The following is a 13,653-nucleotide window of genomic DNA, read 5'->3' as shown; positions in this document are numbered from 1 at the left end:
GCCGGCCGGGAGGGTCGTGCGGGTGATGGCGTTCACCTATCCGCCGCAGCTGATGATCGTCGCCGCCAGCTTCTTCCTGGAGGGCGTCAGTCGACCGCGCCGCGTCGCTGTGGTCAACCTGTCGATCCTGCCGCTCAACGCAGTGCTCGCCTGGGCGATGTCGGGCGGTCATCTCGGGCTGCCGGCGATGGGGGCTGTCGGGGCAGCGACGGCCACCGCGATCGCGTCGGGATTGGGGGCGGTCGGGATGATCGCCGCGGCGCTGACCTTGCCGCGCGCAAAGGAGCGCGACGTTCGGCGAATCGATCTGGCCGCCTGGCGCGGGGTCCCGGCCGGGATCGCGGCGCTGGCGGTGTTCGGGATCGTCCCCGCGGTCGCGTCGGGGCTGGAGCTTGCCGGCTTCTCGATCCTGATCGCACTGTCGACGCAGTTCGGCGACGACGTCGCGCACGCGTTCCAGATCGTATTCTCGGTCCACAATGTCACGTTCGGGTTGGCGCTTGGGCTTGGCTCCGCGTGTGGCGTCCGTGTCGGCTGCGGTGGGCGAGGGCGATCCTAAGGCCGGTATCTCGCGTGCGCTGATCGCGACCGGGTTGTCGATGCTCGCGCTGGGCGTGTGCGGGATCGTGCTGATCGTCGCGCGGGGGCCGATCGTCGCGGCGTTTCCGGCCGATGCCGCGACTCATGCGGTCGCACTGGCGATGCTGCCGGTGTGGGCGCCGTTCATCCTGTTCGACGGCGCGCAGGTGGTACTGGTCTACGCGCTCCGCTCGCTCGGCGATCAGGTCGTGGCGGGCGTGAACAGCATCGTAGTGTATTTCATCGTCACCGGTGGCGCGGGCTGGTGGCTGGTGCGCGCCGGCGTCGGGCCGATGGCACTGGTCTATGCCTCCGGGCTCGGGATGCTGACCGCGGCGCTGTTGCACGGCGCGCGGTTCTGGATCGTGAGCCGGCGTTTGCGGCCCGCCTAGCGGGTCGCCTCGCCCGCAAAGCTCAGTTCGAGCCGCTTCGAATTCGCCGGCACGTTCAGCGTTGCGGAGTTGAAGTCGATCGCACCGCCCGGCGCCAGCGTCCTCTGCTGCGGCGTGATCGTCCAGCTATACACCAGCCGCCCCTGCGCATCGCGGAGTTCGGCGCGGATATCGGGCACGCGCTGGCGCTGGTTCGACGGGTTGGTGACCTGGCCACTGACCGCGAACAGTTCCGAGCCGTTGTCGAGTTCTCGCCGCTCGATCGGGTTGTCGCGCAGCCGCAGCGGAGTCTCGTCGCTGCCGATCCCAAGACCTAGCTTCGCCGCGACTCCGGGCGCACCGAGATACACGATCGCTCCCGCCGCGATCAGCATCAGCAGCCCGGCAAGCACCGCGACGATCGTCCAGCGGCGCGTCGTGTTGCGGCGCAGGCGAACCGGCAAGTTTTCGATCTGCGGGGTTGCCGGCGGAACGAATGTGGGTGCTACGACCGCAGGCTCGGGCGCGACCGGTGCGGCAGGAGCGAAAGGTGCGAACCGTTCGGTCGGCTCCGCGATGGGCGGCCTTGCTAGCGGAGCAAGCGGTGGCGGCGCAGGTGCGAGCGGAGCAGATTCCGGGACCTCCAGCGCATCCTCGACGTCCGGTGCGGCGGCCTGGAACCAGCTATGCTTGCAATTGGCGCAGCGCACGGTGCGCCCCTCGGTCCCGATCGCGCTGTCGGGGACCAGATAGCGCGTGCTGCACTCGGGACATTGGAGAATCATGGGTACGCTTCACCAGCGGCCGCCGGAGCGCGACCGTATCTCGTGCCGAATAAGCACGCGGCCCGCATATGTGGCAAGCTTGAAGCGGCGCGGGCTTTCATGCGAAAGCGCCGATACGGGCATTGGCACGGGCAACAAGCGGGCGAGAGCGGGCGCAACCACGTCATGGCGAATATCGTCCAATTCGAGAATGTCGGGCTTCGCTACGGCACGGGCCCTGATGCAGGGCCGGAGACGCTGGCGGACCTCAGCTTCACGCTGCGCAGCGGTGCGTTCTATTTCCTCACCGGCGCGAGTGGGGCGGGGAAGACCTCACTGCTCAAGCTGTTGTACCTTGCACAACGCCCAACGCGCGGCGTGATCCGGCTGTTCGGCGAGGATGCTGTGGTGTTGTCGCGCGACAGGTTGCCCGGATTCCGCCGGCGGATCGGCGTCGTCTTTCAGGATTTCCGGCTCGTCCCGCATCTGTCGACCTGGGACAATATCGCGCTGCCGTTGCGCGTGGCGGGGATGCCAGAGGCGGACATCGAGCAACCGGTGCGCGAGATGCTTGCCTGGGTCGGGCTCACCGAACGTGCCGACGCGCGACCCGCGACGCTGTCAGGTGGCGAGCAACAGCGCGTCGCGATCGCCCGCGCGGTGATCGCACGCCCCGAGATCCTGGTCGCGGACGAGCCGACCGGGAACGTCGATCCCGACATGGCCGAGCGGCTGCTCCATCTGTTCGAATCGCTCAACAAGCTGGGCACGACCGTCGTGGTCGCGACGCACGATTTTCATCTGCTGGGGCGGATACCGGGCGCGCAGATGATGCGGCTTGATCGCGGGCGGCTGCTCGATCCGACGGGGGCGCTGCGTTATCCGCCGACGCGGCCCGAATGATGAGGGTGTCGAAGACGCGATCATCGGTCGAGCGCCGCGTGCTCGACGAAGCGGGCGGCCTGCGCGCGATGACGTGGGTGATGGCGATCATGCTGTTCCTGACGATGCTTGCCGCCGCCTTGGGGCTGGCGACCGCGGGTGCGGCGCGCTTGCTCGATGGGCAACTGGCGGGCCGGCTGACGGTGCAGGTCGTCGATGGCGATCCGGTCCGTCGTGACGCGGTTGCGGCGCGGGTGCTGGCGGCGTTGCGGACGATGCCGGCAGTGGCGACGGCAACGCCGGTCGATCGCGCCGAACTCACGCGACTGCTACAACCCTGGCTCGGGTCCGATGGTGCAGACCCGCAATTGCCGGTGCCCGCGATGATCGACGTCGACCTCGCCGATCATGACGAAGCCTCCGCGGTGCGGGTCGCAGCCACAGTGCGGCGCCTGAGCCCGATCGTCCGCGTTGATCGCCACGAGAGCTGGATGTCGCCGGTCAACGACGTGATGCGTTCGCTGACGTTCCTCGCGCTGGCGCTGGTCCTGCTGATGGCGAGCGCGACAGCCGCGGTCGTCGTGCTCGCCGCACGCGCGGGGCTGGAAACGCACCGCGAGACGATTGCGGTGATGCACATGCTCGGCTCGACCGATCTCCAGGTCGCGCGTCTGTTCCAGCGGCGAATCGCGCTCGACGCGACGATCGGCGGACTTGGCGGCGGTGTCGCGGCGTTGCTGGTGGTAGCGTTCGTCGGCATCCGGTTGCACGGACTGGGCTCCGAACTGCTCGGCGGGGTGACGCTGGGCGGAGTCGACTGGGTGGCGCTGGCGATACTGCCGATCGCGTTCGTCGTCCTCGCCACGCTCGCCGCCCGCGTGACGATCGTCCGTGCGCTAAGGCATATCCTGTGATCGTGCGGTTCCTAGGCATCATGGCGCTCGCCTGGGCGTTCGGGTTCGCGCTGTTCATGCTGCTGCTGCCCAAGCCGCTCGACGGGTTCACGACGGATGCGATCGTCGTGCCGACCGGTGGGGCAGGGCGGATCGACCGCGGCATCGCATTGCTCCGCGATCACCAGGCGAAGCGGATGCTGGTGACGGGCGTCGCGCCAGGGGTGCGGCCGATCGATCTCGCGCTGGAGTATCGTACGTCGCCGGCGTTGTTCGCATGCTGCATCGATCTCGGCGCGGACGCGGTCGATACGCGCTCCAATGCGGAGGAAACTGCGCAGTGGGTGCGCGTGCACAAATACCGGTCGGTGCGGCTGGTGACGTCGGACTGGCACGTCGCGCGTGCGCGGATGGAACTGGCCGCGGCGCTCGACAAGAATGTCGTGATCCTCGGCGATGGCGTGCCGGGGACGCCGCGGCTCGGGACTTTGGTCAACGAATATAACAAGTTGATCCTTCGCCGGATCGCATTGTGGATTGGATTTGGCGGATGATCTGGCTGCGCAACTGGGCGTTCATGCTCGTTTTCTACACGATTTCGGTGCCGATCGTGGTGACCGTGCCGATCTCGGCGCTGTTCGGCTCCCGCGCGGTAATCGTGCATTCGACGATCTGGACGCGTTTCCATCGCTGGTGCGCGCGCGCGATCCTCGGCGTGCATATCCGCGTGGAGGGGACGCGACCGACCGAGCCGGCGTTCTACGCGTGCAAGCATCAGGCGATGTTCGAGACGCTCGAATTGCAGGCGCTGCTCGACGGTCCGGCGATTGTGCTGAAGCGCGAACTGGCGGATATTCCGGCCTGGGGCTGGGCGGCACGGCGCTACGGCGCGATCGTCGTCGACCGCGAGGCGTCGGCCAAGGCGATGCGGAACATGATGCGCGAGGCAACCGCGGCGAAGGCTACGGGGCGATCGATCCTTATTTTTCCGGAAGGGACGCGGGTGTCGCCGGGCGAGCATCCGCCGCTGAAGCCGGGGTTTGCGGGGCTGTATCGTGCGTTGAAGATGCCAACGGTGCCGATCGCGTGCGACAGCGGGCTGGTGTGGCCGAAAAAGGGGCCGAAACTGCCGGGTGTGATCACCTTCCGGTTCGGCGAAGTGGTGCCGCCGGGCTTGCCGCGCGAAGAGGCGGAGCGGCGAGTCCATGCGGCGATGAACGCGCTGGACTAAACTAAGCAGACGACCACCCCGGCCTTCACCGGGATGGTGCCTTTTAGGTAGAGCGTCGCACTTCCTTACCCGTGCGTACGCCCGAAATCCTGGACGTCGTCGTCCTGCCCTTGCTCGACGATACTCCGCCGGATCGCCCGAGTCCGCGTGAACAGGTCGAACAACGCATCGCCATCGCCCCAGCGGATCGCGCGCTGGAGGTGGCTCAGATCCTCCGAGAACCGCTGCAACATCTCCAGCACCGCCTCGCGGTTGTTGAGGAAGATGTCACGCCACATCGTCGGGTCGGATGCTGCGATCCGCGTGAAGTCGCGGAACCCGCCGGCGGAATATTTGATGACCTCCGACTGCGTCACTTCCTCGAGATCGCCCGCGGTGCCGACGATCGTGTAGGCGATCAGATGCGGCAGATGGCTGGTGACGGCGAGGACTCGGTCGTGATGCTCGGGGGCCATCGTCTCGACCTGCGCGCCAAGCCTGCGCCAGAACTCGGAGACGCGCTCGACCGCGACCGGGTCGGCGCCCTCGGGGGGCGTGACGATGCACCAGCGGTGGCGGAACAGCGTTGCAAAGCCGGCTTCGGGGCCGCTCCGCTCGGTGCCTGCGACCGGGTGCGCGGGGATCACCGTTGCTCCCGGCAACGCTTCGGTCAGCGCGCGGACGATCTCCGCCTTGCAACTGCCGACGTCGCTGACGACCGCATCAGCGGGGAGTTCGGCCGCGAACTCACTCGCGACCGCTCCCATGATCCCGACGGGGACGCATAGGATCACGAGGTCCGCGTCGATCACCGCTGCGCCGGCCGAGCCCGCAACGTCGTCGCAGAACTGGAGCCGGTCCGCCGCTTCGCGCACGGTCGCATCGGCGTCGTAGCCGGTGACGCGCACCGTCGGCATCGTCGCCTGCACTGCGCGCGCCACCGACGAGCCGATCAGTCCCAGCCCGATGATCGTGACGCGCGCGAACGGGAGCATCAGGCCGCTTCGACTAGATCGCGCAGCGCCGCGGTGACGCCACGCGTTTCCTCCTCGGTGCCGATCGTGATGCGCAGTGCGTTGGGCAGGCCCTGACCCGGCAGCCAGCGGACGATGTAGCCTGCGTCCATCAGCCCGTGATACGCGGCATCGGCGGTCAGCTTGCCCTCGAACAGCACCAGAACGAAGTTCGCCTTCGACGGCACGGCACGAAGCCCGGCATTGCCCATCTGCCCGATCTGCTCGACGAACCAGCCGCGCCACGTGTCGTTATGTGCGCGCGTCGCATCGACGAAAGCGGTGTCGCCGATCGCGGCGACCGCGGCGGCCTGACCCGCGGTGGTGACGTTGAACGGCGCGCGGATGCGGTGCATCGCGTCGATGATCGGCGCGCAGGCATAGCCCCAGCCGATCCGCTCAGCGGCGAGCCCGTGGATCTTCGAGAAGGTCCGCGTGACGAGCACGTTCGCCTCGGTCATCGCCAGCGCGAGGCCGGCATCGTCCTCTTCCGGCGAAAGATATTCAGCATAGGCCTGGTCGAGCACGAGCAGCACCGACTTCGGCAGCCCCGCATGCAGCCGTGCGATTTCCGCGCGCGGCGTGAACGTGCCGGTCGGGTTGTTCGGATTGGCGACGAACACCACGCGGGTGCGCTCGGTGACCGCGGCGAGGATCGCGTCGACGTCGGTCGCATAGTCGCGGTCGTCGACGATGACGGGCTCGGCGCCGACGCGGCGCGTCGCGATCTCGTAGACCGCGAAACCGTAGCGGACGTGGATGATCTCGTCGCCGGGACCCGCATAGGCGCCCGCGACCAGATGGAGGATCTCGTCCGAGCCGGTGCCGTAGATCACGCGCGCCGGATCGAGGTCGTAATGCGCCGCCAGCGCCTCGCGCAGTTCCGCCGCACCCGCATCCGGATAGCGTTCCAGCGTGCGGTCGGCGGCGTCGAATGCGGCCTTGGCGGCAGGGCTGGTGCCGAGCGGGTTCTCGTTCGACGACAGCTTGATCACCGTGCGGCCATCATCGGTCGTCGAGCGGCCGGGCGTGTACGGCGCGATGCCCATGATCCAGGGCTTCGGCGCAGGGGCGGGCGTGATGTTTGTCATGGCCGCGGGACATAGCGGGCGCGGTGGCGCGGTGGCAAATTTTTGTGCGTGGTGGGGACGGACTTCACGATCCTCCCCCGCCAGGGGGAGGATCAAGGAGCGCCCGCTTCGCATCACCACGGGACGACCGTCGCGCTGGCATGACCGTGGCCCCCTATGGTAGCGCGCGGCATGCTCGACACGCCTGCCATCGACCCCAGCATTGACCCCACGACCGACCAACGCTTCGGCCTCGCGCGTCGCGTCACGTTGCCGGGACCGCTGCGGCTCGATGGTGGCGTGCTGCTGTCGCCGGTCGATATCGCCTACGAGACCTACGGCACGCTCAACGCCGATGCGTCGAACGCGATCCTAATCTGCCACGCGCTGACCGGCGACCAGCATGTCGCCTCGCATCACCCCCGCACCGGCAAGCCCGGCTGGTGGACGCGGATGGTCGGCGAGGGCAAGCCGATCGACCCTGCGCGGCACTTCGTCGTCTGCGCGAATGTGCTTGGTAGTTGCATGGGGACATCGGGGCCGGCGACGATCAATCCCGCAACCGGACGGCCTTGGGCGATGAGTTTCCCGGTCATCACGATCCGCGACATGGTGCGTGCGCAGGCGATGCTGCTCGATCATCTCGGCGTCGGCGTGCTCCATGCGGTGGTCGGCGGATCGATGGGCGGGATGCAGGCGCTAAGCTGGCCCGCAACCTTCCCCGAGCGCGTGAAGGCGTGCGTCGTGATCGCCTCGACCGCGCGCCATACGGCGCAGAACATCGCGTTCCATGAGGTCGGGCGGCAGGCGGTGATGGCCGATCCGAACTGGTGTGGCGGCGAGTATCATGACGATGCGGCGCCGACCGCCGGGCTCGCGGTCGCGCGCATGGCGGCGCATATCACGTATCTGTCGGAAGCAGGGCTCACCGAGAAGTTCGGCCGCCGCCTCCAGGCGCGCGACGCGAAATCGTTCGGGTTCGACGCGGATTTCCAGGTCGAGAGCTATCTGCGCCACCAGGGGCTCGCGTTCACCGACCGGTTCGATGCGAACTCGTACCTCTACATCACGCGCGCGATGGATTATTTCGATCTGGCCGAAGAGCATGGCGGGCTGCTCGCCAACGCGTTCCGCGCGACCAAATCGCGGTTCTGCCTCGTCAGCTTCGACACCGACTGGCTCTACCCGACCGCTGAATCGCGCGCGATCGTCCAGGCACTGAACGCAGCTGGCGCGCCGGTCAGTTTCGTCGAACTGTCGAGCCCATACGGCCATGATGCGTTCCTGCTGGAGGCGCCGGATCTCAACCGGGTGGTCGACGGCTTCCTGAGGGCCGGCCGATGACGATCATCCTGTCTGACGACGCGAGCAAGTTGCAGGTCGACCGCATCCACGGCTGGCTTGCGAGCAGCTATTGGTCACCGGGGATCGAGCGCAGTCTGGTCGAGCGCGCGATCGCCGGGTCGCATTGTCTCGGCGCGTACGAGAACGAGCAGCAGGTCGGCTTTGCGCGAATGATTACGGATCACGCGACGTTCGCGTGGCTGGCGGACGTATGGGTCGACGAGTCGGTGCGCGGGCAGGGGCTCGGGCGGTGGATGGTGAACTGGTTCCTGGAGCATCCTTCGTTTGCCGGGTTGCGCAGGTTCGGGCTCGTTACCGCCGACGCGCACGGTGTGTATGCGGACCTTGGTTTCCATCCGCTGGTTCGTGCCGATCGCTACATGGAGAGGCTCGCACCGGGCCTCGCCGAGCAATTGCGGAGTGCGCCATGACGCCCCCTGAGACATTGCGGACCGACCTCGCCGTCATTGCCGAGAACGTCGCGCAGGGCAGCCGGGTGCTCGACATCGGCTGTGGCGATGGTGCCCTCATGGCCGCACTCCGCGATACGCGCGACGTCGACGCACGCGGGCTGGAGATCGATGCGCACAACGTGGCGTCGGCGGTCGCCCGCGGGCTGTCGGTGATCCAGGGCGATGCGGATGTCGACCTTGCCGGCTATCCCGACGGCAGCTTCGACTACGCGATCCTCAGCCAGACGCTGCAGACCGCCCGCGCGCCCGATCTCGTGCTCGATCACCTGCTGCGGATCGGCCGGCGCGCGTTCGTCAGCTTCCCCAATTTCGCGCATTGGCGCGTGCGGCTGTCGCTGCTCTGGGGCGGGCGGATGCCGGTGACCCGGCAGTTGCCCGAGAGCTGGTACGACACGCCGAACATCCACCACGTCACGATCGACGATTTCCGCGCCTTCGTGAAAGCGCGCGGGATCACCGTCGAGGACGCCTGGTTCCTGTCGGGCGAAAAGCGCACCGGCGCGGGCGGTGCCAACCTGCTCGCCGAGCATGCGGTGTTCCTGCTGCGTCGGTAATCGATTGCGGAAATTTGCGACGATTGGGCCATATCGGGACAAGCGGTTGATCTAAATCACCGAATTGGCGGAACCGATTAGCGGGCGACTGGTTACTTCGCCGATGACCAAGACCGCCCTCATTGTCGAAGACGAAATCTTCGTCGCGCTCGACCTTGAGAGAATTCTCATGGATGCCGGCTACGGCGTCGCGGGGATCGCCGCGGACCGCGACAGCGCGATGGCGGCGGCACCTGGGTGCAACTTCGCGTTCGTTGACATTAATCTACGCGACGGACCGACCGGGCCGGAGATCGCCAGGCGGATGGCGCAGGACTACGGCGTCAAGGTCGTGTTCGTGACCGCCAACCCTGCCCAGATCGGCGATGCGGAATGCCTTGGGTACATCCGCAAGCCGTTCAGCGATGCAGCGATTCTGGCCGCGGCGGCGCTGGCCTGCAACGATGATCCCGTCGCCCATGACGACGTGATTCGCGTCGTCAACGGCTGAAGGCAGCTTTCGGAATCTTCAGGTCGACGATCAAGCCGTCGTCGTTCCAGGTCCGGTTTACGCTACCGCCTAGCTGACGCACGGCACTCATTTCTATCAACTGCGTGCCGAAACCCGCCGGAGTCGTGGGCTTGGCGACGGACGGGCCACCCTGTTCGCACCAGTTCAAGCTCACCGTGTCGTCGTTCGCCGTGACGGCGATCCGAACCGTGCCGAGTTCGGTCGCAAGCGCGCCGTACTTCGTCGCGTTGGTGGCAAGCTCGTGAAACAGCAGGGCGAGCGGCGTGGCCGAGCGATCGTCGATCGTCACGTCGTCACCGGTGACGCTGATACGTGCGCCGTTGATTCGCTGATACGGCTCAAACAATTCCTGCAAAAGGCCGTGCAGACTGTTCTGCGCGGCGGCCGGACGCGAGTTCGCGCTGTGCGGGCGGACGAAGTCGTGCGCGCGGCCAAGCGCGTTGATCCGGTGGCGCAGGTCGGTCGCGATGCCCGCGAACTCGGGTTTTCCCCGCGCGGAAAATGCGATCAGCCCGGCGATCACCGCGAAGATGTTCTTGATCCGGTGACTCAGCTCCTGACTGATGATCTCGCGCTCTTCATAGGCAAGCTTCTGTTCGTGGATGTCGGTGCACGTCCCGAACCAGCGCTGGATCGCGCCGTTTTCGTCGTGCACCGGCAGCGCACGGCCGAGCACCCAGCGATACGTACCGTCGAAATGCCGCAGCCGGTATTCGATGTTGTACGGCTCGCCGGTGTCGAGGGACTGGCGCCAGATCGCCCAGGCGCGATCCTGATCGTCGGGATGGAACATGTCGTTCCAGCCTTCGCCATCGGTCGTTCCCGCGGGAGCACCGGTGAACTCGTACCAGCGTGCGTTATAGTAATCGTGGAAGCCGTCGGGCAGCGTCGACCACACCATCTGTGGCATGGTGTCGGCGAGCGTGCGGAACTTCAGGTCGCTCGCTTCCAGCGTACGCCGCGCCTCGGCCTCGGCCATCGCCTGCTCGCGCGCGGTGCGGCGGTCGTCGAGCCGGCCCATCGCCGCCTTGGCCAGCAGCGTGAGGCCGTCGCGCTGGAACCGGGTGAGGCCTTCGCGAGGCTCGTTCGCGAGCACGCAGAGCGCCCCCAGCGGCACACCCTCGCTGGAGACGAGCGGCGCGCCGGCGTAGAAGCGCACATACGGCTCGCCCGTCACCAGCGGATTGTCGACGAAACGCGGGTCGGCCTGCGCGTCGGGGACTTCCATCACCTCGTGATGGTGCATCGCGTGCGCGCAGAACGACATGCTGCGCGGAGTCTGCTCCAGGTCGAACCCGGTCCGCGCCAGGAAACGCTGATATTCCTCCTCGACCAGGCTCAGCAACGCGACCGGGGCACCGCACAGCTCGGCTGCGAACGCCACGATGTCGTCGAGCTGGCCTTTCGCGCGCGCGCCGGCAACGTCGTAGGCCGAGATCACGCGGGAGCGCTCGGCCTCGTCGAACGTGGCGGTCTTGGGAACGGAATACAGCGTCGTCACGGCAATCAGAACGGCACGTCGTCGTCGAGATCGTCCGAGAAGCCGCCGGTCTGGCCGAAGCTGCCACCGCGTGCGCCGCCACCGCTACCGCCACCCGAGGGTGCGCTGCCGCCGCGACCGCCACCGCCGCCGCCGTAACCGCCGCCGCCCGACGAACCACCGCCGAAGTCGTTGCCGCCGCCACCGCCGGCCCAGTCGTCGCCACCGCCACGGCTACCACCGCCGCCGCCTGCACCACCGCCTGCGCCGCCGTTCGGACCGTCGAGCATCGTCAGGACGCTGTTGAAGCCCTGCAGCACGATCTCGGTCGAATATTTGTCCTGGCCCTGCGCGTCCTGCCACTTCCGGGTCTGGAGCGCGCCCTCGATATAGACCTTCGAGCCCTTGCGGAGGTACTTTTCGGCGACGTTCGCGAGACCTTCGTTGAAGATCGCGACCGAATGCCATTCGGTCTTTTCCTTGCGCTCGCCCGACATCTTGTCCTTCCAGGACTCGGATGTCGCGATGCGCAGATTGACGACCTTGCCGCCGTTCTGGAACGCCTTGCTCTCCGGGTCGCGACCCAGATTGCCGACGATGATGACCTTGTTGACGCTGCCTGCCATGATGCCCCTCAGAGGCCGGCGAACACCGCCAGCCAATATGTGATTCCAGCCATGATGTAGGCGGCGGCGAACAAATAGCCAACCATGAAGGCGGGCCATTTCCACCCATTGGTCTCCCGACGGGTGACGGCGATCGTCGAAATGCACTGCGGCGCGAAGACGAACCACATCAGGAAGGCGAGCGCGGTCGGCAGGCTCCAGCGACCGCGGAGGTTCTCGATCATCGCCTTGCCGCCTTGGTTGCTGTCGGGGTCGTCGATCGCATAGACCGTGCCGATCGCCGCGACCGCGACTTCGCGCGCGGCCATCGCGGGGATCAGCGCGAGGACGATGTCGCGGTTGAAGCCGATCGGCGCGAATACCGGCGCGATGCCGTTCGCGATCCGCCCGGCGATCGAATAATCGACCGCCGAGATCTTCGGTGCGCCGGTGGGCTGTTCGGGCGGCTTGGGGAAGCTCAGCAGCACCCACAGGATGATCGTCGAGGTCAGGATGATGCCGCCGGCGCGCTTCAGGAAGATCTGCGCGCGGCTCCACAGGCCGATGCCGACGTCGCGCCACTGCGGCCACTGGTATTTCGGCATCTCCATCATGAAGCCCGACGACACGCCCTTGGTGACCGTCCGGCGCAGCACCAGCGCGGCGACGAACGCGCCGACGATGCCCATCACGTACAGCCCGAGCATCACCAGCCCCTGCAACCCGACGAACGGCAGCACCTGCGTGTTGGGAATGAACGCGCCAATGATCAGCGTGTAGACCGGCAGGCGCGCGGAGCACGTCATCAGCGGCGCGATCAGGATCGTGGTCAGCCGATCCTTCTCGTCGTCGATCGTCCGCGTCGCCATGATGCCGGGGATCGCGCAGGCAAAGCTCGACAGCAGCGGGATGAACGCGCGCCCCGACAGGCCGACGCTCGCCATCACCCGGTCCATCAGGAACGCCGCGCGGACCATGTAGCCGCTGGCCTCGAGCACGAGGATGAAGAGGAACAGGATCAGGATCTGCGGCAGGAACACGATCACCGCGCCGACGCCGGCGATCACGCCGTCGACCAGCAGCGAGCGGAGCAGCGAATCGGGGAATTCGGCGGTCAGGAACCCCTGCAACGCGGTAAAGCCCGCATCGATCGCGTCCATGAACGGCTGCGCCCAGCTGAACACCGCCTGGAACATCAGGAACATGATCGCGAGCAGCAGGATCGGCCCGGCGACGGGATGCAGCGCGACCGCGTCGAGCATGTGCGTCCAGCGGCGGACCTGCGTCTCGGATACGGTCGCCGACGTTGCGATCTGGCGGGCGCGGCGCTGGAGCGTGACGATATCGTCCTGCACGCTTCCGTCGGATTTGCGCAGGCGCATCGGGCCGTTGACGACGATGCCGGACAGCGCTGCCTTGAGTTCGTCGAGGCCACGCTTGCGCACCGCGACGGTCGGGATGACCGGCACGCCGAGTTCGCGTTCGAGAACCTTCGGATCGAGCTTCAGCCCGTCGCGCTCGGCGAGATCAACCATGTTGAGCGCGACGACGACCGGCAGGCCGAGTGCGATCAGCTGGAGCGTGAAGCGGAGATGGTTGTCGAGATTGGCGGCGTCGATGACGACGACCAGCGCGTCGGGAAGGCGCTCGCCGTCCTGCGTACCGGTGACGACGTCACGCGTGACGCGCTCGTCGGGGGAGGAGGGTTCGAGGCTGTACGCGCCGGGGAGGTCGACCAGCTCGATCGGCCGGCCGTCGTCGAGCATCAGCCGCCCGACCTTCCGCTCGACCGTGACGCCGGGATAATTTCCGACCTTCTGGCGTGCACCCGTCAGCGCATTGAACAGCGCGCTTTTGCCGGCATTGGGATTGCCGACCAGCGCAACCAGCGGTGCTGCATTCAT

Annotated in this window: 16 protein-coding genes; 10 read left to right on the top strand and 6 right to left on the bottom strand. The window is 67.1% G+C overall.

Going from position 1 to position 13,653, the window contains the following annotated elements:
• Positions 1-25 precede the first annotated feature (25 nt).
• The gene (locus O6X71_RS12510) at positions 26-559 is read left to right on the top strand and encodes a hypothetical protein (RefSeq protein WP_353466127.1); all 534 of its coding nucleotides are present in this window, start codon (positions 26-28) and stop codon (positions 557-559) included.
• Positions 528-971: an MATE family efflux transporter gene (locus O6X71_RS12505; protein WP_353466126.1), complete on the top strand. Its 444-nt coding sequence runs from the start codon at positions 528-530 to the stop codon at positions 969-971. The genes O6X71_RS12510 and O6X71_RS12505 overlap by 32 nt, the downstream gene beginning before the upstream one ends.
• Here O6X71_RS12505 and O6X71_RS12500 read toward each other — a convergent pair.
• Positions 968-1,735 (bottom strand): MJ0042-type zinc finger domain-containing protein, encoded by a 768-nt coding sequence (locus tag O6X71_RS12500; RefSeq protein WP_353466125.1) that lies wholly within the window; start codon positions 1,733-1,735, stop codon positions 968-970. The genes O6X71_RS12505 and O6X71_RS12500 overlap by 4 nt on opposite strands.
• Before the next feature lie 165 nt (positions 1,736-1,900).
• Between O6X71_RS12500 and ftsE the strand changes: the two genes are divergently transcribed.
• Genes ftsE through O6X71_RS12480 form a run of 4 tightly spaced genes read left to right on the top strand, consistent with a single transcriptional unit; the run spans position 1,901 to position 4,720 of the window.
• Complete coding sequence (gene ftsE, locus O6X71_RS12495) at positions 1,901-2,617, top strand: cell division ATP-binding protein FtsE (protein ID WP_353466123.1); 717 nt, start codon at positions 1,901-1,903, stop codon at positions 2,615-2,617.
• Positions 2,617-3,510, top strand: coding sequence for a cell division protein FtsX (locus O6X71_RS12490; protein WP_353466122.1), 894 nt, complete (start codon positions 2,617-2,619; stop codon positions 3,508-3,510). The genes ftsE and O6X71_RS12490 overlap by 1 nt, the downstream gene beginning before the upstream one ends.
• Positions 3,507-4,043 (top strand): YdcF family protein, encoded by a 537-nt coding sequence (locus O6X71_RS12485; RefSeq protein ID WP_353466121.1) that lies wholly within the window; start codon positions 3,507-3,509, stop codon positions 4,041-4,043. The genes O6X71_RS12490 and O6X71_RS12485 overlap by 4 nt, the downstream gene beginning before the upstream one ends.
• The gene (locus O6X71_RS12480; RefSeq protein ID WP_353466120.1) at positions 4,040-4,720 is read left to right on the top strand and encodes a lysophospholipid acyltransferase family protein; all 681 of its coding nucleotides are present in this window, start codon (positions 4,040-4,042) and stop codon (positions 4,718-4,720) included. Before O6X71_RS12485 ends, O6X71_RS12480 begins: the two co-directional genes overlap by 4 nt.
• A 65-nt stretch (positions 4,721-4,785) precedes the next feature.
• Here the strand turns inward: O6X71_RS12480 and O6X71_RS12475 are convergent, their stop codons facing one another.
• A complete protein-coding gene (locus O6X71_RS12475) occupies positions 4,786-5,694 on the bottom strand; it encodes a prephenate/arogenate dehydrogenase family protein (protein WP_353466119.1) in 909 nt (302 codons plus the stop codon).
• Positions 5,694-6,803: a histidinol-phosphate transaminase gene (gene hisC, locus O6X71_RS12470; RefSeq protein WP_353466118.1), complete on the bottom strand. Its 1,110-nt coding sequence runs from the start codon at positions 6,801-6,803 to the stop codon at positions 5,694-5,696. The genes O6X71_RS12475 and hisC overlap by 1 nt, the downstream gene beginning before the upstream one ends.
• A 171-nt stretch (positions 6,804-6,974) precedes the next feature.
• On the opposite strand from hisC, the gene metX reads away from it, so the two are divergent.
• The 4 genes from metX to O6X71_RS12450 all read left to right on the top strand — a co-directional run bounded on the left by metX (position 6,975) and on the right by O6X71_RS12450 (position 9,643).
• A complete protein-coding gene (gene metX, locus O6X71_RS12465) occupies positions 6,975-8,126 on the top strand; it encodes a homoserine O-acetyltransferase MetX (RefSeq protein WP_353466117.1) in 1,152 nt (383 codons plus the stop codon).
• Complete coding sequence (locus O6X71_RS12460) at positions 8,123-8,557, top strand: GNAT family N-acetyltransferase (RefSeq protein WP_353466116.1); 435 nt, start codon at positions 8,123-8,125, stop codon at positions 8,555-8,557. Before metX ends, O6X71_RS12460 begins: the two co-directional genes overlap by 4 nt.
• Positions 8,554-9,153, top strand: coding sequence for a methionine biosynthesis protein MetW (gene metW, locus O6X71_RS12455; RefSeq protein ID WP_353466115.1), 600 nt, complete (start codon positions 8,554-8,556; stop codon positions 9,151-9,153). Before O6X71_RS12460 ends, metW begins: the two co-directional genes overlap by 4 nt.
• A 103-nt stretch (positions 9,154-9,256) precedes the next feature.
• On the top strand, positions 9,257-9,643 hold the full coding sequence (locus O6X71_RS12450; RefSeq protein ID WP_353466114.1) for a response regulator: 387 nt from the start codon (positions 9,257-9,259) through the stop codon (positions 9,641-9,643).
• Here the strand turns inward: O6X71_RS12450 and O6X71_RS12445 are convergent.
• Genes O6X71_RS12445 through feoB form a run of 3 tightly spaced genes read right to left on the bottom strand, consistent with a single transcriptional unit; the run spans position 9,633 to position 13,653 of the window.
• Positions 9,633-11,165 carry a sensor histidine kinase gene (locus O6X71_RS12445; protein ID WP_435368479.1) on the bottom strand — a complete coding sequence of 511 codons (1,533 nt, stop codon included), beginning with the start codon at positions 11,163-11,165 and terminating at the stop codon, positions 9,633-9,635. The genes O6X71_RS12450 and O6X71_RS12445 overlap by 11 nt on opposite strands.
• Before the next feature lie 5 nt (positions 11,166-11,170).
• Positions 11,171-11,770: a single-stranded DNA-binding protein gene (gene ssb / locus O6X71_RS12440; RefSeq protein WP_353466112.1), complete on the bottom strand. Its 600-nt coding sequence runs from the start codon at positions 11,768-11,770 to the stop codon at positions 11,171-11,173.
• Between the two features lie 8 nt (positions 11,771-11,778).
• Complete coding sequence (feoB, locus tag O6X71_RS12435) at positions 11,779-13,653, bottom strand: ferrous iron transporter B (RefSeq protein ID WP_353466111.1); 1,875 nt, start codon at positions 13,651-13,653, stop codon at positions 11,779-11,781.

The organism is Sphingomonas faeni, from assembly GCF_040407505.1.
Taxonomy (GTDB): domain Bacteria; phylum Pseudomonadota; class Alphaproteobacteria; order Sphingomonadales; family Sphingomonadaceae; genus Sphingomonas; species Sphingomonas faeni_E.
The sequence above is the reverse complement of the archived record's forward strand: the minus strand, read 5'-3'. Positions and strand labels throughout refer to the sequence as shown.

Bases quoted from the DNA above. Each gene is read 5' to 3' on its own strand.
- ftsE (WP_353466123.1), top strand. From the start codon at position 1,901: ATGGCGAATATCGTCCAATTCGAGAATGTCGGGCTTCGCTACGGCACG.
- O6X71_RS12480 (WP_353466120.1), top strand. From the start codon at position 4,040: ATGATCTGGCTGCGCAACTGGGCGTTCATGCTCGTTTTCTACACGATT.
- O6X71_RS12460 (WP_353466116.1), top strand. From the start codon at position 8,123: ATGACGATCATCCTGTCTGACGACGCGAGCAAGTTGCAGGTCGACCGC.
- O6X71_RS12500 (WP_353466125.1), bottom strand. From the start codon at position 1,735: ATGATTCTCCAATGTCCCGAGTGCAGCACGCGCTATCTGGTCCCCGAC.
- metX (WP_353466117.1), top strand. From the start codon at position 6,975: ATGCTCGACACGCCTGCCATCGACCCCAGCATTGACCCCACGACCGAC.
- feoB (WP_353466111.1), bottom strand. From the start codon at position 13,653: ATGAATGCAGCACCGCTGGTTGCGCTGGTCGGCAATCCCAATGCCGGC.
- O6X71_RS12490 (WP_353466122.1), top strand. From the start codon at position 2,617: ATGAGGGTGTCGAAGACGCGATCATCGGTCGAGCGCCGCGTGCTCGAC.
- ssb (WP_353466112.1), bottom strand. From the start codon at position 11,770: ATGGCAGGCAGCGTCAACAAGGTCATCATCGTCGGCAATCTGGGTCGC.
- metW (WP_353466115.1), top strand. From the start codon at position 8,554: ATGACGCCCCCTGAGACATTGCGGACCGACCTCGCCGTCATTGCCGAG.
- hisC (WP_353466118.1), bottom strand. From the start codon at position 6,803: ATGACAAACATCACGCCCGCCCCTGCGCCGAAGCCCTGGATCATGGGC.
- O6X71_RS12475 (WP_353466119.1), bottom strand. From the start codon at position 5,694: ATGCTCCCGTTCGCGCGCGTCACGATCATCGGGCTGGGACTGATCGGC.
- O6X71_RS12510 (WP_353466127.1), top strand. From the start codon at position 26: ATGGCGTTCACCTATCCGCCGCAGCTGATGATCGTCGCCGCCAGCTTC.
- O6X71_RS12450 (WP_353466114.1), top strand. From the start codon at position 9,257: ATGACCAAGACCGCCCTCATTGTCGAAGACGAAATCTTCGTCGCGCTC.